This is a genomic window from Streptomyces sp. NBC_00354 (assembly GCF_036106915.1).
Lineage (GTDB): Bacteria > Actinomycetota > Actinomycetes > Streptomycetales > Streptomycetaceae > Streptomyces.
Map to the genome: position 1 here is coordinate 3,934,515 of NZ_CP107983.1, position 18,382 is coordinate 3,952,896.

The 18,382-nt window shown below is 70.1% G+C and carries 21 protein-coding genes and 1 pseudogene; 19 read left to right on the forward strand and 3 right to left on the reverse strand.

Annotated elements, in window-relative coordinates:
* The first annotated feature begins 7 nt into the window (after positions 1–7).
* The 15 genes from OHT74_RS17700 to OHT74_RS17770 all read left to right on the forward strand — a co-directional run bounded on the left by OHT74_RS17700 (position 8) and on the right by OHT74_RS17770 (position 13,205).
* On the forward strand, positions 8–406 hold the full coding sequence (locus OHT74_RS17700) for a hypothetical protein (RefSeq protein WP_328620720.1): 399 nt from the start codon (positions 8–10) through the stop codon (positions 404–406).
* A 16-nt stretch (positions 407–422) separates the two neighbouring features.
* Positions 423–716: a hypothetical protein gene (locus OHT74_RS17705; RefSeq protein WP_328620721.1), complete on the forward strand. Its 294-nt coding sequence runs from the start codon at positions 423–425 to the stop codon at positions 714–716.
* A 9-nt stretch (positions 717–725) separates the two neighbouring features.
* Entirely contained in the window at positions 726–1,319 is a 594-nt protein-coding gene (locus tag OHT74_RS17710; RefSeq protein ID WP_328620722.1) for a phage gp6-like head-tail connector protein, read from the forward strand.
* A 9-nt stretch (positions 1,320–1,328) separates the two neighbouring features.
* Entirely contained in the window at positions 1,329–1,778 is a 450-nt protein-coding gene (locus OHT74_RS17715) for a hypothetical protein (RefSeq protein ID WP_328620723.1), read from the forward strand.
* Between the two features lie 4 nt (positions 1,779–1,782).
* Positions 1,783–2,517, forward strand: a complete 735-nt coding sequence (locus OHT74_RS17720; protein WP_328620724.1) for a hypothetical protein — start codon at positions 1,783–1,785, stop codon at positions 2,515–2,517.
* A 6-nt stretch (positions 2,518–2,523) separates the two neighbouring features.
* Positions 2,524–2,934, forward strand: a complete 411-nt coding sequence (locus OHT74_RS17725) for a hypothetical protein (protein WP_328620725.1) — start codon at positions 2,524–2,526, stop codon at positions 2,932–2,934.
* Entirely contained in the window at positions 2,934–3,440 is a 507-nt protein-coding gene (locus OHT74_RS17730) for a hypothetical protein (RefSeq protein WP_328620726.1), read from the forward strand. Before OHT74_RS17725 ends, OHT74_RS17730 begins: the two co-directional genes overlap by 1 nt.
* A 9-nt stretch (positions 3,441–3,449) precedes the next feature.
* Positions 3,450–3,863 (forward strand): hypothetical protein, encoded by a 414-nt coding sequence (locus OHT74_RS17735; protein WP_328620727.1) that lies wholly within the window; start codon positions 3,450–3,452, stop codon positions 3,861–3,863.
* Between the two features lie 153 nt (positions 3,864–4,016).
* Positions 4,017–6,347 (forward strand): phage tail tape measure protein, encoded by a 2,331-nt coding sequence (locus OHT74_RS17740; protein ID WP_328620728.1) that lies wholly within the window; start codon positions 4,017–4,019, stop codon positions 6,345–6,347.
* Between the two features lie 15 nt (positions 6,348–6,362).
* Positions 6,363–9,092: a hypothetical protein gene (locus OHT74_RS17745; RefSeq protein WP_328620729.1), complete on the forward strand. Its 2,730-nt coding sequence runs from the start codon at positions 6,363–6,365 to the stop codon at positions 9,090–9,092.
* 9 nt (positions 9,093–9,101) lie between these two features.
* Positions 9,102–9,542, forward strand: coding sequence for a hypothetical protein (locus tag OHT74_RS17750; protein ID WP_328620730.1), 441 nt, complete (start codon positions 9,102–9,104; stop codon positions 9,540–9,542).
* Between the two features lie 63 nt (positions 9,543–9,605).
* Positions 9,606–10,442 carry an N-acetylmuramoyl-L-alanine amidase gene (locus OHT74_RS17755; protein ID WP_328620731.1) on the forward strand — a complete coding sequence of 279 codons (837 nt, stop codon included), beginning with the start codon at positions 9,606–9,608 and terminating at the stop codon, positions 10,440–10,442.
* A 3-nt stretch (positions 10,443–10,445) separates the two neighbouring features.
* Entirely contained in the window at positions 10,446–10,712 is a 267-nt protein-coding gene (locus OHT74_RS17760) for a hypothetical protein (protein ID WP_328620732.1), read from the forward strand.
* 13 nt (positions 10,713–10,725) lie between these two features.
* Entirely contained in the window at positions 10,726–11,073 is a 348-nt protein-coding gene (locus OHT74_RS17765) for a hypothetical protein (RefSeq protein WP_328620733.1), read from the forward strand.
* A 617-nt stretch (positions 11,074–11,690) separates the two neighbouring features.
* Positions 11,691–13,205, forward strand: a complete 1,515-nt coding sequence (locus tag OHT74_RS17770; RefSeq protein ID WP_328620734.1) for a hypothetical protein — start codon at positions 11,691–11,693, stop codon at positions 13,203–13,205.
* Positions 13,206–13,355: 150 nt separating this feature from the next.
* Here OHT74_RS17770 and OHT74_RS17775 read toward each other — a convergent pair whose 3' ends face one another.
* Positions 13,356–14,699 (reverse strand): hypothetical protein, encoded by a 1,344-nt coding sequence (locus OHT74_RS17775; protein WP_328620735.1) that lies wholly within the window; start codon positions 14,697–14,699, stop codon positions 13,356–13,358.
* Between the two features lie 178 nt (positions 14,700–14,877).
* Here OHT74_RS17775 and OHT74_RS17780 point away from each other — a divergent pair, with 178 nt between their 5' ends.
* The 4 genes from OHT74_RS17780 (at position 14,878) to OHT74_RS17795 (ending at position 16,205) form a co-directional block, all read left to right on the forward strand.
* Positions 14,878–15,021, forward strand: coding sequence for a hypothetical protein (locus OHT74_RS17780; protein WP_328620736.1), 144 nt, complete (start codon positions 14,878–14,880; stop codon positions 15,019–15,021).
* Positions 15,014–15,220 carry a hypothetical protein gene (locus OHT74_RS17785; protein ID WP_328620737.1) on the forward strand — a complete coding sequence of 69 codons (207 nt, stop codon included), beginning with the start codon at positions 15,014–15,016 and terminating at the stop codon, positions 15,218–15,220. The genes OHT74_RS17780 and OHT74_RS17785 overlap by 8 nt, the downstream gene beginning before the upstream one ends.
* Positions 15,220–15,426, forward strand: a complete 207-nt coding sequence (locus OHT74_RS17790; RefSeq protein ID WP_328620738.1) for a hypothetical protein — start codon at positions 15,220–15,222, stop codon at positions 15,424–15,426. The genes OHT74_RS17785 and OHT74_RS17790 overlap by 1 nt, the downstream gene beginning before the upstream one ends.
* 419 nt (positions 15,427–15,845) lie before the next feature.
* Entirely contained in the window at positions 15,846–16,205 is a 360-nt protein-coding gene (locus tag OHT74_RS17795) for a hypothetical protein (protein ID WP_328620739.1), read from the forward strand.
* Positions 16,206–16,386: 181 nt separating this feature from the next.
* Here OHT74_RS17795 and OHT74_RS17800 read toward each other — a convergent pair.
* Both OHT74_RS17800 and ssd read right to left on the reverse strand, forming a co-directional pair.
* Positions 16,387–16,969: pseudogene (locus OHT74_RS17800) on the reverse strand (ATPase, T2SS/T4P/T4SS family); the annotation flags it as partial.
* Positions 16,966–18,108 (reverse strand): septum site-determining protein Ssd, encoded by a 1,143-nt coding sequence (gene ssd / locus OHT74_RS17805; protein ID WP_266665286.1) that lies wholly within the window; start codon positions 18,106–18,108, stop codon positions 16,966–16,968. The pseudogene OHT74_RS17800 and the gene ssd, both read right to left, overlap by 4 nt.
* Positions 18,109–18,382 lie beyond the last annotated feature (274 nt).

Here is an 18,382-nt window from a genome sequence, read left to right on the forward strand (position 1 = left end):
ACCCTCCATGTCCACGTACAACCAGACCCTGTTCAAGCGCTCGCTGTCGCCGGCGCTTCGTACCGACGGCACTGCGAGTGGCGTGGCCGTCGACCGGGCCGTCAACGGCGGCATGCAGGACGCCGTCGTCCTGGTGTCGACCGGCACCATCACCGATGGCTCTCACGTCTTCGCCATCCAGGACTCCGACGACGGCAGCACCGACTGGCAGGCCGTCCCGGCCGAGCAGCTCAGCGCTGCCGCGCCCACGGTCGTCGCCGCGAACGACGACGTCGTGTACGAGGTCGGAGTCGCCGTGACCCGCCGCTACTTGCGGGTGGTGGCCGTGACCTCCACCGCGACGACTGGCGGCATCTTCAGCGCGGGCATCCTCCTCGGCGCTCCCCGGTACGCCCCGGTCCACTGACAAAGGAGAGCACCGCATGCGCATCCGTATGAACGTCGAGATGTCCGGGACCCGCAACGGCGAACCGTGGCCCAAGCGCGGCGAGGTCGCCGAGTTGCCGACCGCCGAGGCTGCGCACCTCGTCGGTGCCGGGATCGCGGAACGGGTTCCCGAGGAGGCGCCGACCGTGGAGACCGCGACCGCCCCGGAGCCAGAGACCAGCGAGCAGCCCGCGGCCGAGGATGCGGCTGCACCGCAGACCGACGAGCGTCGCGGCCGCGGCCGTCCCCGCAAGCCGCGTGATGACCAGGGCAACATCGTCCGAGAGTGAGGCAGGCCGGTGGCCAACGAGTACGCAGACCTGTCCGTGCTCAAGGCCTCTCTCGGCCTGGAGGACGACGACGACACACGCGATGTCCTGCTGGCCGCGGCTCTCTCCTCCGCCTCGCGCAGCATCGATACCGCGTGCGGCCGGCGCTTCTGGCTCGACGGTGAGGCGAGCGCCCGCACCTACAACCCGGCGGGGCGCGCGGTGTGCGGCGAGGACGGCGAGCGTCTCCTGATCGACGACGCGGGCGTTGCCCCGACGCTGGTCGAGACCGGGGCCGCCGGGTCCTGGACGGCGGTCACCGGGTACGAGACCGGGCCGGACAACGCGCTCGCCCGCGGCCGCCCGATCGTGTCCCTGCTCCAGGGCACGGCAAGCTGGGGCCGCGGCCCGACCCGCGTCCGGGTGACCGCGCAGTGGGGATGGCCGACGGTGCCCGACGAAATCGTGCAGGCCACCGTGATTCAGGCGTCCCGGCTGTTCAAGCGCAAGGACAGCCCGGAGGGCGTGACCGGCTCCGCCGAGTGGGGCGTCGTCCGCCTGTCCCGCCGCGACCCGGACGTGTGGGCGCTCATCGAGCACTACGTCCTGCCCGGCTTCGGATAGGGGGCGGCCATGCAGATGTCCGCCATCCGCGAGGCCATCGCGACCGCGGCCCGCGCCGTCGTCCTCCCGTCCGGGCTGCCCAAGCTGACCTGCTTCGGCTACACGCCCGACTCCGTGCCGGCCCCCTGCTTCTTCGCCGCGGAGTACACCCTCGAATTCGACAAAGCCATGGGGCGTGCGCTCGACGAGGCCGAGCTGACGTGCCGTGTATTGGTCGGCCGCGCAGATGACGTGTCTGCGCAGCGCACCCTCGACGCGCTGCTGGCGGGGGCAGGGCCCTCGTCGCTCAAGGCCGCGATCGAAGCCGCGCGCGGCGCCCCCGGCGAATACGCGCTCGGCGGCCTGGCCCACGACCTCCACGTGACCCGTGTGCAGGGCTACCGCTGGTACGAGCACCAGGGCACGCAGTACGTCGGGGCCGAACTGATCATCCGCATCATCGGCGACGGAAGGAGCTGACCCCGTGAGCAAGTTCGTACTGCTCAACTGCCGGTTGTTCGCGGTGGGCGCGGACCTTACCGGCGCCTCGAACAAGATCGAGCTGACCGCTGAGCACGAGGACAAAGAGACCACCAACTACTACAGCAACGGGTACAAAGAGCTGCTCGGCGGACTCGGCTCGGCAGAGGCCACAGCCGAAGGGCAGTGGGAAGCCGGGGACTCCAGCCTCGTTGACGACGCATCCTGGTCGCAGCTCGGCGGTGTCGGCCCGTGGACCGCATGCCCCGCCAGCGCGACGGTGGGCGACCTCGCGTACATCACCCAGTGCCTGCGCTCCAGCTACTCCCTCGGCGGATCCATCGGCGACGTGGCGCCCTGGTCCGGGAAGGGCGCCTCCGCGTGGCCGCTCGTGCGCGGGCAGATGGCCCATCCGGCCGGTACCGCGCGCACGTCGACCGGCACCGGCACCGGCGTCCAGCTCGGAGCGGTGACCACCGGCAAGCGGCTGTACGCCGCGCTGCACGTCCTCTCGGTATCCGGCACCACACCGAGCATCACCGCGCGGATCGAATCGGACGCCGACAACACGTTCGCCAGTCCCACCACGCAGCTGACGTTCACTGCGGCCACGGCCGCCGGCGGTGAGGCGCTGCGTACCACCGGCACGGCCATCACGGACACCTGGTTCCGGGTCGCGTGGACGATCTCCGGCACCACCCCCTCCTTCCTGTTCGCCACCAGCTTCGGAATCCGGTGATCACCCATGGCAAAGATGGTCCTTCTCTCCCAGTACCTCGCGATCAACGGCACTGACCTGTCCGACTACACCCGCAAGGCCGAGCTGACGATCGAGGTCGAGGACAAGGACGTCACGACCTACGGCAGCCTCGGCTGGAAGGCCGTCCTGGGCGGGCTGAAGTCCGGCGAGCTCGCGGTCGAGTTCCTCCAGGACGTGGCCGCGACGAAGATCGACAGCATCATGTGGCCGCTGCTCGGCACCGTCGTGACGTTCGAGGTTCGCGCTGACTCCGCCGCGGTCGGCGCCTCCAACCCGAAGTACACCGGCAGCGTGCTGATCAAGGGCTGGAACCCGATCGAAGGCTCGGTGGGCGACGAGGCGTCCGTGGGTCTCACCTTCCCCACCTCCGGCGCCGTCACCCGCGCCACGGCCTGATGGCCGGCGGCGGGCCGCCGTTCGAACTCTCCTGCACGCACGAGGGCCTCGACGCGCTGGTCCGTGCGATCCGTGCCGAGCAGGACGGCAAGCAGCTCCGCAAGGAGCTGGCCAAGGGGATGCGGGACGCGCTCAAGCCCGCGGCCGTCCAGGCCAAGAGCGGAATCATGGCCATGGGTTCCACCGGCCCCGGGACGGCGCCCGCCCTGCGCTCGGCCATCGCCAAGAAGATCCGCCCCGAGGTCAAGCTCGGCGGCAACTGGAGCGGGGCCAGGATCAAGGCCTTCAAGACCCGCAACGTCCGCGGCTTCGCCAACGCCCCCAAGCGCACGAACCGCGCACGCGGCTGGCGACACCTGACCTACGGCCGCGAGCCGTGGGTGCAGCAGCACGGCAAGACCCTCTGGTTCGACCACGCCATGGAGGGCGACACCAACGTTTACACCCAGGCCGTGCACGAGGCCATGGAGAACATGGCCCGGCGCATCGCGTCCCGGGCCGGATAGGGGACACCGATGTACCTGGTCTACAAGCCCGAGGGCAACGACGAGCCACACCGCTGGCAGTACGACCCGCGCAAGCTGATGAGCGCAGAACGGGAAGCGCTGGAGAAGCGCACGGGGCGCGACTTCTCGGACTTCACGCAGGCCGTGCTGAAGGGCAACTCGCAGTGTCGTCGGGCGCTCCTGCACATGTTCCTCAAGCGCGACCACCCCGGCGTGCGGTACGAGGACGTCGATTTCGCGTGGGACGAGCTCAGCCTGGAGCAGACCCGCAGCGAACTCCAGCTGATCCGCGAGCAGGCAGCAGAACACGCCTCACCCGATCAGCGTGAGGCGATGCTCGCCGGCCTAGACAAGGCCATCGCCGAGGCTTTCGACGACAGCGCTGATGGCGAGGGAAAAGCCCAGCTGCCGATCGTCGGCTGAGGCGACTCGGCGACGCGGCACACCTCCTCGGCGTCCGACCGTGGGAGTGGGACCTCATGACCGTCGAACAGGCCGACCACGTCCTCGCCTGGCTCGACGCATACGAGAACGCCCAGCGCGAGGCACATGAGCAGATGAAGCGGAGGTGATCCCGTGGCTTCGGACACCTCGCTCGTGTTCAACCTGATCGCGCGCGACCGTGCGTCGGCGGTCATGGACAAGGTCGGCGAGAAGTTCAGCGCGTCGGCGGCTGTGATCGGCGCCGGCGTCGGGGCAGCCCTTGGCGCGGGCATCGCAAACGCCATGGACGTTGAGGCCGCGAACGACAAGTTGGCGGCGCAGCTGGGTCTCGGCCCGGCCGAGGCCGCCGAGATGGCGAAGGTATCGGCGAGCATCTACTCGCAGGCGTGGGGCGAATCAACGGCTGACGTCAACGAGGCCATCAAGGGCGTTCAGCTCCAGCTCGGTGAGATCGACGACTCGGACGGCGGCCTGGAAGGCGTCACGATCAAGGCCATGGCTCTGGCCAGCACGTTCGACCAGGACGTCTCGACGGCCACGGCGGCCGTGGCCCAGCTCCTCAAAACAGGCCTCGCCGACAACGCGACCGAGGCATTCGACATCATCACCACCGGGTTCCAAGCCGGGGTGGACAAGTCAGGCGACTTCCTCGAAACCCTCAACGAGTACTCGACGCAATGGCGGCGCATCGGCCTCGACGGCCAGACCGCGACGGGTCTCCTCGTGCAGGGACTCAACGCTGGTGCACGTGACGCAGACCAGGTCGCCGACGCGATCGGTCAGTTCGGCGAGCGAGCGTTGGCAGGCGGCAAGCCGGTCGAGGACGCGTTCAAGTCCATCGGTCTGAACGCGGACACGATGGCGAAAATGATCGGCGCTGGGGGCGACCAGGCGAAGCGCGCCCTCCAGATGACGATGGACGGGATGCGCGGGACCAAGGACGAGCAGGTCAAGCTGAACGCGGCGGCCGCGCTGTTCGGCGACCCGGGCAACGTGCTGGGTGCGGCACTGTTCGCACTGAACCCCGCGAGCGCTGCGGCCGCGGCCGGCATGGATCATGCCGCCGGATCCACCGACAGGCTCGTTGCGACCGTGGGCGACAGCGCCAGCGCGAAGCTCGAGGAGTTCAAGCGGAAGGCACTCGGCAAGTTGACCGAGGTCGGCGGCGGATTCGTCAAGTTCGCGATGGAACACCAGACCGTTTTCGAGCCTCTGATGTACACGTTCATGGCGCTCGCGGCGACGGTCCTCGTGGTGCGCGGCGCGATGATGGTGTACTCCGCGGTGTCCGCGGTCGTGGCCGGCGCCAACGCGATCATCTCCGCGTCCGCGTGGGGTGTGATTGGGAACTGGCTGCGGATGATGGGCATCGGCCTGATGGCCTACGCCCGTATCGCAGGCGCCGCCGTCGTGTCCGCGGCAACCACCGCGGGCGCGTGGGTCGGCTCGGCGCTGACCTCGATCGGTACGTGGGTCCTGGCCGTCCTGCGCGCGGGCGCGGTCGCTGTCGGCCAGTTCGTGATGATGGCCGCGCGTGCAATTGCCTGGGCCGCGGTAATGGCCGCGCAGTGGCTGATCGCGATGGGCCCGATCGGCTGGATCATCCTCGGGGTGATCGCGCTGGCCGCGCTGATCTACACGTACTGGGACCAGATCAAAGCGTTCACGGTCGCCGCGTGGGGCGCGATCTGGGGCGGCATCAAATGGGCCGTCGACCAGATCTGGAATTTCTTCCTCACCTGGATGCTCGGCGGGATCATCTGGCAGCACTGGGCACAGATCCAGCAGGGCGCAATGACCGCATGGAACGCGATCGTCGGCTGGCTGTCTCAGATCCCTGGCTGGCTCTACAACGCGTTCCTGAACTTCACGCTCATCGGCCTGTTCATCTCCCACTGGGAGAGCATGAAACAGGGCGCCATCGCCAAAGCGCAGTCGATGGTCGGCTGGCTGCGCGGCCTGCCAGGCATGATCACCGGTGCGCTCGGTGATCTCGGGTCCCTCCTCGTCGGCCACGGCCGGGACGTCGTCTCGGGTCTGTGGCGCGGCATCCAGTCCATGGGGGGCTGGCTCCGCTCCACCCTGATGGGCTGGGCCCGGAACCTGATCCCCGGGCCGATCGCGAAGGCACTCGGCATCGGCTCCCCGTCGAAGCTCATGGCCGAGCAGATCGGCCAGTGGATCCCCGCTGGTGTCGTGGTCGGTATCGAGGCCCGGCAGGGCGACGTCGCTGCCGCAATGTCTGGCCTTGTCCAGCCCCCGGCATCTGGCCTCGCGTCGGCGGCCGGGCAGCAGATGGCCGGCGGCGCAGGCAGCCCGCTCACGCGGCCCGGGTACGGGCCGGTCCCCGTCGAGGTCCGCCTCGTCATTGATGCCGCGGTGGAGTCCGCTTTCGCGACCGCGCTCCGCAAGAGCGTCCGCGTCATCGGGCAGGGCAGCGTGCAGACCGCGTTCGGCCAGTAGGAGAGGAGCCACCCCGTGGCGTTCCCGCAGACCCCGATCGAGCTCCTCGCCGAAATGCAGATCGGCGGCGTCTGGACGGACATCACCGCGGACCTGTACGCGCGCGCCCCGCTCACCATCGAGCGGGGCCGCCCGGACGAGGCGGCCCGCGTGGACCCGGCCAGGGTCAGCTTCCAGCTCAACAATCGTGCGAACGCGTACTCTCCGCGGACCCCGAGCAGCCCCAACTACGGGCGCATCGGGCGGAACACCCCGGTCAGGTTCAGCCTCCCAGCGACCGAGGCGTACATGAGCCTCCCGGCTGCGGCGGCGGCAGCGTCGACCCCGGATGTAGCCGCGCTGGACATCACCGGCGACATCGATGTCCGGGCGGACCTACGTCCGGACGTGTGGGCGAGCAACGTCACCAACAGCTACTGGGAGGTCATGGCCAAGTACACGACCACTGGCAACCAGCGGTCCTGGGGGCTGCTCGTCCGCGACACCGGCGTGCTCCAGGTCCGTTGGAGCGCGGACGGTACGAACGTGCTGCTCGCCGAGTCGACGGTCGCGGTGTCCTTTCGGGGCCGGCAGCGCGGCGCGATCCGCGCGACACTCGACGTGAACAACGGGGCCGGCGGGTGGACCGTCGTCTTCTACACCGCGGCCACGCTGGCCGGCACCTGGGTGCAGCTCGGCGACCCGGTCACCGGTGTCGGCGTCACGAGCATCTTCAACTCGACGGCCGCGTTGCAGGTCGGCGACATCAGCAGCCTGGGATTCGCCAACGTCGCCCGCCGCTTCTACGCGGCCGAGGTCCGCAATGGCATCGGCGGCTCGGCTGTCGCGAACCCTACGTTCACCGCACTGGCCGCAGGCACCACCTCCTGGTCCGACTCGGCCGGACGGGCGTGGACGCTGACCGGGCAGGCCTCGATCAGCCAGCGGGAGTACCGGGCGTATGCCGAGGTGTCGGCATGGCCGCCTCGCTGGGACGAGTCAGGCCGCGACGTGTACGTCCCGGCCGAGGCAGCCGGCATCCTGCGCCGTCTCGGGCAGGGCGCGAAGCCTCTCGCGTCGACGCTGCGCCGCCGGATCCCCCGTGCGGGAAACCCGATCGCGTACTGGCCGATGGAGGAGGGGCGGCTCGCGACGCAGGCGTATTCGCCCGTGACCAGTGTGGTGCCGCTGACCACGGTCGGGTTTCAGTACGCCGCCGATTCGAGCCTGCTCGGGTCGGACCCGCTGCCGCGACTGTCGGCTGCCGCGTCAATGTCCGGTGCCGTACCGGCTTACGCATCCACCGGCACTTGGAATCTAGCCTGCGTCTTCTACTGGCCAGCGGCGCCAGCCTCGGACACCGTCTTGCTCGAATTCAGAACGAGCGGATCGGCCGACCGAATCCGGCTGACCGGACAATCCTCGGGCATCCTGTTCGAAGGGCTGACCTCCAGCGGAGCCACCCTGTTCTCCAGCGGTGTACTCACCGCGGGCACCGATTTCTACGGGGCCTGGAACCGGCTGGAGATCACTGCGGTCACCTCCGGCGGGAACGTCGACTACCGCGTAGCCTGGGCCAACATCAGCGGTGACGGGTGGGGAGACACCACGACGGTGGCCGCGACCGCGGGCACTATCACCGCAGTCTCCACCACCTTCGGACCTCTCGCCGAGGGCGTCAGCCTCGGGCACCTCGGCGTTTTCCCCAGCAGCGCCGGCACCGCCTACGACGGGGCAGACGACGGCTACCTCGGTGAGGGTGCGTCCGCGCGTATCACCCGCCTGTGCAGCGAGGAAGGCGTGACCGTTGCGGCGGAGCGTGCTGAGACCGCACTCGGCCCGCAGGTCCCCGACACCCTGCTCGCGCTCCTCGGCAAGGCCGAGGCCGCCGACCTCGGCGTCCTCTCCGAGGACCGCGAGAACTTGGGCCTGCGCTTCCGGGCCCGGACCAGCTACTACAACCAGCCGGTGGCGCTGACGCTGGACTACGCCACGGCTGGTCATGTGGCCCCGCCGCTGGAGCCTGTCGACGACGACCAGCGGGTACGCAACGACCGAACGGTGGTCCGCGACGGCGGCTCGTCGGCGCGCGCCGTGGACACCACGAGCCCGCTGTCGACGCAGGCCCCGCCAGCCGGTGTCGGCGTGTACGACGACTCCCGGACACTGAGTCTGGGGTACGACAGTCAGCCTGCGGATATCGCTGGCTGGCTGCTCCACCTGGGCACGTGGGACGAGGCCCGCTACCCCACCGTGCACGTGAACCTCGCCGCGGCCCCGTCCCTGATCCCGGCGATCCTGGCGCTAGACATCGGCGACCGGATCCAGATCATCAACCCTCCGTCCTGGCTGCCGCCGGGGCCGATCGATCTGATCGTCGAGGGCTACACCGAGACGATCGGGCACCCGAACGGCTGGGACATCGTCCTGAACTGCAGCCCGGCCGGACCGTGGACTGTCGCGGTCACCAACGACTCGACGCTCGCCCGGGCGGACACCGCGGGGTCCCAGCTCGCCTCGGGTGTTTCCTCGTCCGCGACGTCCCTGTCTGTGGCGACCACCAGCGGGCCGCTCTGGAGCACGGCCGGCGCCGAGGTGCCGTTCGACATCCAGATCGGAGGCGAGATCATGACGGTGTCGGCGATCAGCGGCGCCGTCTCGCCGCAGACGTTCACGGTCAGCGCCCGGTCGGTAAACGGCGTCGTCAAGTCTCATCTCTCGGGCGCGGACGTGCGCCTTGCTCATCCTGCGTTCGTCTCGTACTAGGGAGGCCTCATGTCCCACTGGCTGGCCGGGCAGCGCATCACCGCCGCGAAATTGGCGGTTGAGACGGCGCAGTCCGAGGACACGACGTCTCGCACTTCGACGTCGGGTACATACGCGAATGCCGCAACTGGTGGCGCGTTCACCGCGGCTGTCGTGGTGCCAGCGTCGGGGACGGTGATCGTGAGTCTTCGCTCGACGCAGCGGAACTCCGGCGCAACCAACACGATCACCTCGTGGAATGCCAGCGGGTCGACATCGGGAGCCGTGTACACCGCGAACGACAACGCTGCCTTGATCGTGACCGGCACGGCCAACTCGCCAGTGGACCTGTCGCATCGCCTCACCGGTCTCACTCCTGGCGAGACGCTGACGGTGACGATGGTCCACAAGGTGAGCGGCGGCACGGCCACCATGGACTACCGGAACATCCTGCTCCAGGGCTGCCCGTAGCCCTGCATCTCCCGCCCGCCCCGTGCCGTCCGGCCGGGGCTTTTCTCATGCCCTGGAGGCGCCATGGCTGATCCACAGTCCGCTGACCGGTTCCTCGCCGCGCTGCTCGCCGAGGGCGTGCACGTGGTCGAGGTCGGTTCCTGGCGGACACACAACCGCAACCACAAGGGGCCCTGGGGCCCGGTGCACGGCGTGATGATCCACCACACCGTGAGCAAGGGCTCCGCCTACACCGTCGCTCTCTGTCGAGACGGGTATGCGCCGGAGCTGCCCGGGCCGCTCTGCCACGGTGTCATCACCAAGGACGGCCGCGTTCACCTCGTCGGCTACGGCCGCACCAACCACGCCGGCGGCGGCGACCCCGACACCCTCGCCGCGGTAATCGCCGAGGACTACGGCACCCGGCCGCCGGTACCCAACGTCGGCAACGTAGACGGCATCGACGGGAATGCTCGCTTCTACGGATTCGAGTGCGAGAACCTCGGCGACGGCAAGGACCCGTGGCCCGACGCCCAGCTCGATGCGATCGAGCGCGTGTCTGCAGCGATCTGTCGCCTCTACGGCTGGACAGCAAAGAGCGTCATCGGCCACCTGGAGTGGTCGGACGACAAGAACGATCCGCGTGGATTCACCATGGCCGCGATGCGAGACCGGGTTGCCGCGCGGCTGGGCCACACCCCGAACCCTGCCCCGTCCGAGGAGGACGACATGCCCACCGCCAAGGACCTCTGGTCATACCAGGTCGACATCCCCGACGGCCGGAAGGTCTCCGCCGGCGACATCCTCGCCTGGACCGACAACCGGCACCTCGCGCTCTTCAACCACATCACGGCCGTCGAGGCCAAGCTCGACAAGCTCGTCGCGGCCGTCGAGGCCCTGGCCAAGACCAAGGAGGCCTGACCCATGTCCGATCTTTCCCTGCCCGGCGCTGACACCCTCGTGAAGACTGCGGCCACTTACGCCAAGGACCTTGCCGAGCGCACCATCTGGACCGCGGCCACCGCGGTGGGCGGCCTGCTCGTCGCGTCCGGCCCGGCCGACATGCTGCACCTCTCGTTCTGGAAGTCCGCAGGGGTGGCGGGCATCATCGCGGCCGGCACCCTCGTGAAGGGCCTCGCCGCCCGGCTCATCGGCGACCCGAACAGCGCGTCGACCGCCAAGGGCGTCTGAACGGAGCGTGCACGTGGCCGATGACCCGACTCTCGGCGAGGTGATGCGTCGCCTCGAAGATGTCCGCCAGGACCTGAAGGAGGACTTCCGAGAGCTGGGCTTGCGGCTCGACAGCAAGGTCAGCATGGAGCGGTACCAGCTGGAGCAGCAGGCCCGCGACAGCGCGGCCGCGGTCGTGCTGGAGCGGGTCAAGGCCATCGAGGGGGCCCGCCAGTTGGAAGCGGAGAAGAAGCAGCAGGACGAGCAGAAGCTCGCCGACCGCCGGGCAGCTGACCGGCGCCTCGCCTTCACGGCGATCATCGCCCCGGTGCTCATGCTGCTGCTGACCGTGTACCTCAACGCACGGGGGGCTGGCGCGTGAGACGACATGGGACCGACAAGGCTCCTCACCCTCGGCGTACCGATCTCGCGTTCGCCGTCGTCGTACTGCTCGGACTGGCCGGGTTCGCCTTCCTCATCATCCTCATGCAGGGACTCGGCCACGACCTGCGCGCCGCGAACGAAGCACGCGACGCCCTCGCCACACAGGTGCAACGGCTGGGCCAGTCGCCGATAGCCGGGCCCCCAGGTAGCCGGGGTGAGCCCGGCAAGGGCGCCGAGGGACCGCAGGGACCCAGCGGTGAGGACGGTCCTACCGGGGCCGCCGGATCCCCCGGGCCCACCGGTCCGCCCGGGCCCACCGGTCCGGAGGGGAGCCCCGGCCCGTCCGGCGCCCCGGGGATTCCCGGCGAGGGCACAGTCGGTCCGGCCGGGCCGCAGGGCCCACCCGGCCCGGCTGGCTCCCAGGGCGAGCAGGGCCCGCCGGGGGCGGACGGCCGTGACGGGCAACCCTGCCCCGAGGGCTACTCGCTCCAGCCGCCCCCCGATGACCCCGACGCGCTGGTGTGCCGCCGGGCCAGCGCTCCTCCGTCACCCCAGGACCCTGCGCCGTCGCCCGTTGGCCTGGATCCGTTTCGCCGCCAGTACTAGGAGGCCGTCATGCCGTTGCCCACGACGCGCGTCGTGACCGGCCACTACGTCAACCCGGCCACCGGCGCGAACGCCACCGGCCGGGTCGTCTTCACCCCGTACCCGGAGGTGTGGACCGACGAAACCGGCGACCAGGTCCTCACCGGGGGCACAACCGTTACTCTCGTCGCCGGCGCGTTCTCCGTGACGCTGGTGACTACCGACGCCGCGGGTGTCGAGCCGGCCACTGGCCGTACCTGGATCGTCGAGGAACGCATCACCGACCAACCGTACCGGCGCCGGGCGTTCGCCCTCGATGCGGGTGTCGGATCCATCGACATCACAGACCTCGTCGTCGCGGACCCGGCCCTGCCTGGATACACCCGCGGTGCCACAGGGCCTACGGGGCCGGCGGGTCCCCAGCCCGCGCTCGGTGCGGCTGGCGCGGGCCCGACGATTGCCCTGAAGAGCGACGACCCGACCACCACGAACGCGCGGACGCCGACGGCGCACGCAGCCTCACATGCATCGGGTGGGACGGACCCGGTCACCCCAGCGGCGATCGGCGCCGAGACTCCGGCCGGGGCCGCGGCGCAGGTGTCGGCGCACACCGTCGCCAGCGATCCGCACGGCGACCGCAGTTGGTCCACCGGCCAGTTCTACCCACTGGCCTCGGGGAACTCCCTCGACACCTACGTTAACGACGTCCTGACCCGCGTCGCGGCGATCGAGGGCGGCACAGCCTTCCTTGCCGGGCTGAACTCGACCGGCACGGCGCGGGTCATCAACACCGACCTACGAGTCGAGGGCGCAGCCGGGGCGGTCCGGCACCGCCTCGACGGGGCCGCCAACACGGTCGGCCTGTACGGGGCAACACCAGTCGCTCAGCAGACCGTCACAGGCAACCGCACAGACGGGACCGCGCTGGCCAGCCTGCTGGCCGCGCTGGCCAGCGTCGGGCTGATCGTGAACAGCTCCACCGCTGGCCAGTACGGGAGGCTGCCGAGCGACCAGAACCTGTTGGCCTGGACCGGTGACCCGAACGACGCAGGGCACGTCACCGCGCAGTCCAACGCGGGGGTGGCCGGGCGGATCACGCTGGTGCAGATTCCGATCCGCGAGCAGATCACCTGGTCGAACATTTGGATCGGGCTCAGCGGCCTCGACGCAGGCGCCAGCCTCACGAACTGCTACCTCGGGGTGTACAACTCCTCAGGCACGCTGATGGGCACGACAGCGGACATCTCGTCCAGCCTGATGACCAGCGCCATCGCGAAGCCACTCGCGTTGGCCTCGCCGTTCACGGCGCCACCCGGCTTCTACTACATCGCCATGCTCCTGAACGGCACGTGGGCCACGAACTCGCTGACGTTCAAGGCCACGGGAGCCGGCATCTCCGTCAACGCGGGGTTGTCCGCCGGCGCCCTGCGGTTCTCCAACATCCTGACCGGGCAGACGTCGCTACCGTCCAGCCTGACTCTGTCGTCGCAGTCGACGAGCATCATCAACACCGGGTGGGCCTCGCAGTGGTACGGGGTCTCCTGACAGCACAACGCCCCCTCTCGCCTACGGGCGGGAGGGGGCGCTTTCGTGCTTCCGGACTAACCTTTGCCAAGGGCTCGTCATCGCCGCGCGTCCGGCCCTACGCTGAAGCCGTGGGCCTCCTGCTCCCGACAGCGGAGGCCCACGGCCATGTCAGCCCTTCAGCGCGCCAACCAGCTGCGCGCGCTCCCGCAGGTTCCGAACTGCCCGGATGCTGCCGTGCGGCCGCAAACGGAGATTCATGACCTCGAAGTGCTCGTCACCCCGGGCGGACGACAGCGCTTCGTAATCGTCGAGGAACCTGCCCCACGACTCGCACGCTGCCTCCACATGGCCGATGGACAACTGCCGTTGGGCCAAGAGGCCATAAGCGTGCAGGCGTCCTTGCCGCTCGTTCGCGGGCTGCACGCGGATCGACTCACGCAAGGTGCGCACCGACCCAGGCACGTCCTTCGTTTCGTTCTGCACGTGCGCCACATGAAAGAGGTACGCGGTGCGGTCGTAGCCTCCAATGCTCTCCTTGCGGTCGTCGGCGCGGGCCAGCGCTTCCTCGGCCTCGCGCAGCCGTGCAAACGCCTGCCGCTTGTCCCCCACCATTGCAGCGCCGTGAGCCTGCTGCCCGCGAAGGAAGGCGACCAGGCGCGGGCCAGCGGCTGGCGCTGCCTCGGCCGCGGAGTCGGCCAGCTCCAAAGCTCTCCGGCCGTAGCCCAAGTTCGAGGCTTGCAGGGACATGCCGCGCAGGGTGCGGCAGTAGGTCACGTGTTCCTCCGCCTCGCCTGCCAGCTTCAGGGCGGACACGTAGTACTCCTGGCCGAGCCGATGCTGCCGCTCGTACATAGCCATCCAGCCCGTGAGGTAGACGAGGTCCGAGGCCGCGGCAAGCATGCTGCGCCGCACGGGTGCGGCAGCCTCGGCCTTGAGCCACGGGCCCACCGTGTTGACGAGGAACGCCGCTGCCATCGGCCGAGCGTGCCCGGCGCCGAGCTCGTCGAGGATGTCGGCAATGCGGTCCGTCATCGTCTGGATGGCAGCAACCTGCGCCTGGCCAACGCGGGTGGTCGCCTTCCCTGGCCTTATCGGGTCGGGGCTGTCAGCTCGGGCCAGCGACGGAAACAGTGGGATGGCAAGTCCGGCGGAGAAGACGCCAGCCGCAATGATGCGGCGTCGGGATGGGTCCATGTCTGCCCTTCCGAGGTCTACGAGGTCCCGGACAGTGTCCGCCTGCTCGGCCTCGGGAGGCGGCACGAGGCCAGCCTCCGCGTAGGTGACCGGTCGGCCGAGCTTCCGCTCGAACGCCTCCACGACGATGGCTCTGACCTGCGCTCGAGGCTGATGCCCGGCAACCCACTGGGACACAGCTGGCTGCCCGTACTTGAGGGTGAGCCCAGCCTCCGCGCCGATGCGGTTGACGATCAAGGCGAACTGGGCTCGAGACCATCCAGCCTGCTCAAGCAGGTTCTCCAGGCCGGCATTGGGTGTGCGTGAGTGTTGCGCCATGTGCAGCTCCCGACAAGTGCATGGCTTGCATACTTCTCCGACTCTCCAACGGTACTCGCGGAGGGGGCACCTGGGGTTACCTCGTCACAGCAAGCGGTGTTCGAGCGGAAGTTGGACGCTCGATGACGACGGTAGGGAGTGACCCGTGACCAGCCCGCCTGACAGCTGCCCTCGCGGCGTGCTGAGCATCGATACCCCGGACGGATACAGCCGCAGTTGGGCCACGTCGTCCGTCGGTCAGCCCAGCGCCGAGCTTCTCGACCGGGCCCTGACCGGCTGGGAGCAGTTCACCGGCTCCCGCGGGGAGCCGAACGATGACTGACGTCTACGAGGGCGTTCCTCACCGGCTGCTCCGCAAGCGGGTCCGTGACATCGCGTCCGGGTCCGAGGGCGTGCTCATGGCCGTGCTCTGCGAGAACGTCTCGACGACCGGCATTGAGCACTGGGTGGACCTGGCGTACATCCGCCTCCCGTCGGGTCTCGAGCTGTCGACGGCCGCCGGCAACATCGAGGCGATCTGATGGCGCAAGGAACTGCCTGCACCGACGTGCCGCTGCCGAACTACGAGCAGCTGACAATCGAGCAGACGCGCGGCCTGGCATGCGTTGCCTGCGGTGCGCGGCTCGGCGCCGGCTCCGTGTACCGCGGGGTGGTCCTGGGCCGCGAGGGCGGCATGCTGCTGGACGCTGACGTCCGGTCCTGCCCTGCCCCTGGGGTGGGCCGGTGAGCGCCCGGGCCCGTCAGGTCGTGTACTGGGTCGTCCTCGCCGCGGCCGGCGTGATCCTCGTCGTGGGCGTCACATGCAGCTGACTCGTGTGGGCCATTCGAGTGCACGCGCACCCCCGGACGGCCCCGGAACGCGTACCCTGCGCCCGAGATGACCACCGAATTCGCAGACGAGGCCCGCACACGAGTAGCCCGCCTCCTACGCATGGCGGCCACCGCCGATGACCGGCTCCGAGACCGGATCGTCGAGTACGCCGCGACGACACCCGACCCACCCCCATACGGCCCGCACGGCATCCAGACCACCGGATGCCCCCGCTGCCGTCGCACCATGTGGCGGCAGCGCGATGTGAGAGTGTGCGCCGGCTGCGGCCACGTAGAGGACGTCACCCCGTGACCTGCCACCGCTGCGGTACAGAGATGTACCAGCTCCCCGCTTACGGCGACCGCTGGTGGTGCCGGTGTGGCGCGTGGCGGGATCCCGAGGAGCCCCTGGCGGCCGTTCAGGCCCGGGAGGCCGGCACTCGTGGCGTGCTGGCGATGCTCGACGCGGTGATCGCCGAGCGTGCCGCGCAGCGGGCCCCGGGGGCTGAGGAGCAGCGCGACACCGACCGTCAGATGACTGATGAGATGGAGTCCACCATGGGCCAGACGATCCAGACCCGCGGCTGTCCGAGCTGTAGCGGCACGATGTACCGCTGCGTCGAGACCGACGACCAGGGCAACCCCACGAATGTGCCGCTGTTCATCTGCAACAACTGTGGACACATGGAGGGCTAGCAGCCCAGTAGCCCCGGCCGGAAGGAACCCGGTCGGGGCTACTCCCTGACCAGGTCCGCGAGGGTACGCCGATCGCGTCGACCATCCGCAGACGCCAGTCGCGGGGGCGGTTTCGTCGACTTTTCCTCTCCAGCGTGACTCCGGGTTACATCACCTTTGGGGTGTCTTAGCCCTAGCTTCGGGTTGCCGGTCCCGGTCCCGCCGGAGACGAGGAACGACAGCCGGGCCTCGACCATGTCCCGCAGCAGCGACTGACCGCCCGGCGGCAGCGTGCCCGCCTCGACCAGCTCCTCCAGCGTGAACGCCCGCGGCCGCACCACCCGCAGCGACAGGCAGGCCGAGCCGACCGCCACCGGCGGCAACACGGCATGCAGCCGGGTGCCGTCCGGCATCCGGGCGTCCACCCAGGGCCGGGCGTCGTCCAGGCGCCGGCCCGCTACGGCGGCCAGTCGCTGGGCGAGCCTGCGCACGGCATCGGCGTCGGCGAACGTCACACCGGTCAGCTCCAGCCCGCCGCCGCGGTCCACCCACACCCGGTCCGGGGCAGCCACCAGGACATCGGTGACCTCCGGGTCGGCGAGCAGTGCCTCCAGCGGTCCGGCTCCGACCAGTTCGGACCGTAACTCGGCCGCCACACCCAGCACTTCCGCATCCCCGAGCAGCCGGCCCTGCGCCCGCAGGGCCGCCGCCACCCGGGCCGGGGTCGGCTCCGCCCCGCTCTCGGCGAGCCGCTGCCGCACCGCGTCCAGGAGCACGGCGCTCATGCCGCCACCCCCTGGGCGGGGCCGAGCGCCCGCCGCCAGAAGCCGTCGCAGAACCGGGCCAGCGCGCCCCGCCCCTGCCCGCCCGGCGGTTCCCCCTCGGCGACCCGCCCCGGCAGCCCCACCTCGACCGGCACTTCGCCGGCCAGCGGCACCCCCAGCAGCCCGGCCACCGACTCGGGCTCGAGCCCGCCCGGGCAGCGGCCCCGTACGACCACGCGGACATCCCGGGCCACCATCCGCACCCCGGCCGCGACCCGCCCTGCGGCGGCCACGGCCCGCAACTCGCCCGGCACCACCATCAGCACCAGGTCCAGCTGCGCCAGCGCCTCGGCCACGGCCTCGTCCACCCTCCGGGGCAGGTCGACCACCACGACCCCGCCCCGGCGGCGCGCGGCGGCCAGCACGGAGCGCATCGCCGCGGGCGGCACCACCACCCGGTCCCCGCGGTCCCAGCTGAGCACCCGGAGCGCATGCAGCTCCGGCAGCGACTCCTCCAGCGCCCCGGCGCCCACCCGGCCCCGCGAGCCCGCGAAGTCCGGCCAGCGCAGCCCTTCGGCGCTCTCGCCGCCGAGCAGCACATCCATACCGCCGCCGAGGGGGTCCCCGTCGATGAGGATGGTTCGCTCCCCGGCACGGGCGGCCCGCAGGGCGAGTGCGCACGCGAGAGTGGAGGCCCCGGCCCCGCCGCTGCCGCCGATCACCCCGACGGCGAGGGCGGGTTTCCCGGCTCCCTCCACCACATCGGCGATGCGGTCGACGAGCCGGCTCTCCGCGTCGGGCAGCCGGAGCACCTCCTCGGCGCCGATCTCCACCGCCCGCTGCCATACGAGGGGGTCGTCCAGATCCCTGCCGACGAGCAGCACCCCGTCTCGGCGCGGAGCACCGCGCACCCGGCGGGCGGCATCGTCCCCGACGAGCACGAGCGGTGCGGACTCCCATCCGACGCTTCCGCGCGCCTCCACGGCGTCCCCGGAACCGCCCTCACCCCTCCCGCCGCTTCCGCCACCACCGCCTCCGCTTTGCTCCGGCACCGCGTGGTGCACATGCGGCTCTGCGCCCGCAGCCGCGCACAGCCGCAGCAGATCGTCGAGCAGCAGCGGGTCCTCGGTGATGATCAGCGGACGCCCACCGGCGGGCATCAGCCCGCCCGGAGCGCCCAATGGCCTGATTCCGCCTGCTTCCGCACGCTCCGACAGTTCACACGACTTCGATCCAGCCACGATCTCCGCCCCCTTCTCACTGCAAATCCCAGCACCGCGGACTTCGCGGCTGGAATCACCGTGCAGCGATCCGGAAAAAGAAGTGGATCTTGCTCCAAAACTGTGGACAACGGGCGCCCTGTGAATAACCCCATCACCCCAACAGGTGAGTTCCAGAGCGCGGCGGAACGACTACGCACCGTCACGCGTCCGA

Excerpts from the sequence above, each read along its gene's own strand:
- OHT74_RS17700 (WP_328620720.1), top strand. The coding sequence starts at position 8 with ATGTCCACGTACAACCAGACCCTGTTCAAGCGCTCGCTGTCGCCGGCG.
- OHT74_RS17705 (WP_328620721.1), top strand. The coding sequence starts at position 423 with ATGCGCATCCGTATGAACGTCGAGATGTCCGGGACCCGCAACGGCGAA.
- OHT74_RS17715 (WP_328620723.1), top strand. The coding sequence starts at position 1,329 with ATGCAGATGTCCGCCATCCGCGAGGCCATCGCGACCGCGGCCCGCGCC.
- OHT74_RS17725 (WP_328620725.1), top strand. The coding sequence starts at position 2,524 with ATGGCAAAGATGGTCCTTCTCTCCCAGTACCTCGCGATCAACGGCACT.
- OHT74_RS17730 (WP_328620726.1), top strand. The coding sequence starts at position 2,934 with ATGGCCGGCGGCGGGCCGCCGTTCGAACTCTCCTGCACGCACGAGGGC.
- OHT74_RS17735 (WP_328620727.1), top strand. The coding sequence starts at position 3,450 with ATGTACCTGGTCTACAAGCCCGAGGGCAACGACGAGCCACACCGCTGG.
- OHT74_RS17750 (WP_328620730.1), top strand. The coding sequence starts at position 9,102 with ATGTCCCACTGGCTGGCCGGGCAGCGCATCACCGCCGCGAAATTGGCG.
- OHT74_RS17755 (WP_328620731.1), top strand. The coding sequence starts at position 9,606 with ATGGCTGATCCACAGTCCGCTGACCGGTTCCTCGCCGCGCTGCTCGCC.
- OHT74_RS17760 (WP_328620732.1), top strand. The coding sequence starts at position 10,446 with ATGTCCGATCTTTCCCTGCCCGGCGCTGACACCCTCGTGAAGACTGCG.
- OHT74_RS17770 (WP_328620734.1), top strand. The coding sequence starts at position 11,691 with ATGCCGTTGCCCACGACGCGCGTCGTGACCGGCCACTACGTCAACCCG.
- OHT74_RS17775 (WP_328620735.1), bottom strand. The coding sequence starts at position 14,699 with ATGGCGCAACACTCACGCACACCCAATGCCGGCCTGGAGAACCTGCTT.
- OHT74_RS17785 (WP_328620737.1), top strand. The coding sequence starts at position 15,014 with ATGACTGACGTCTACGAGGGCGTTCCTCACCGGCTGCTCCGCAAGCGG.
- OHT74_RS17790 (WP_328620738.1), top strand. The coding sequence starts at position 15,220 with ATGGCGCAAGGAACTGCCTGCACCGACGTGCCGCTGCCGAACTACGAG.
- OHT74_RS17795 (WP_328620739.1), top strand. The coding sequence starts at position 15,846 with ATGTACCAGCTCCCCGCTTACGGCGACCGCTGGTGGTGCCGGTGTGGC.
- ssd (WP_266665286.1), bottom strand. The coding sequence starts at position 18,108 with ATGCCCGCCGGTGGGCGTCCGCTGATCATCACCGAGGACCCGCTGCTG.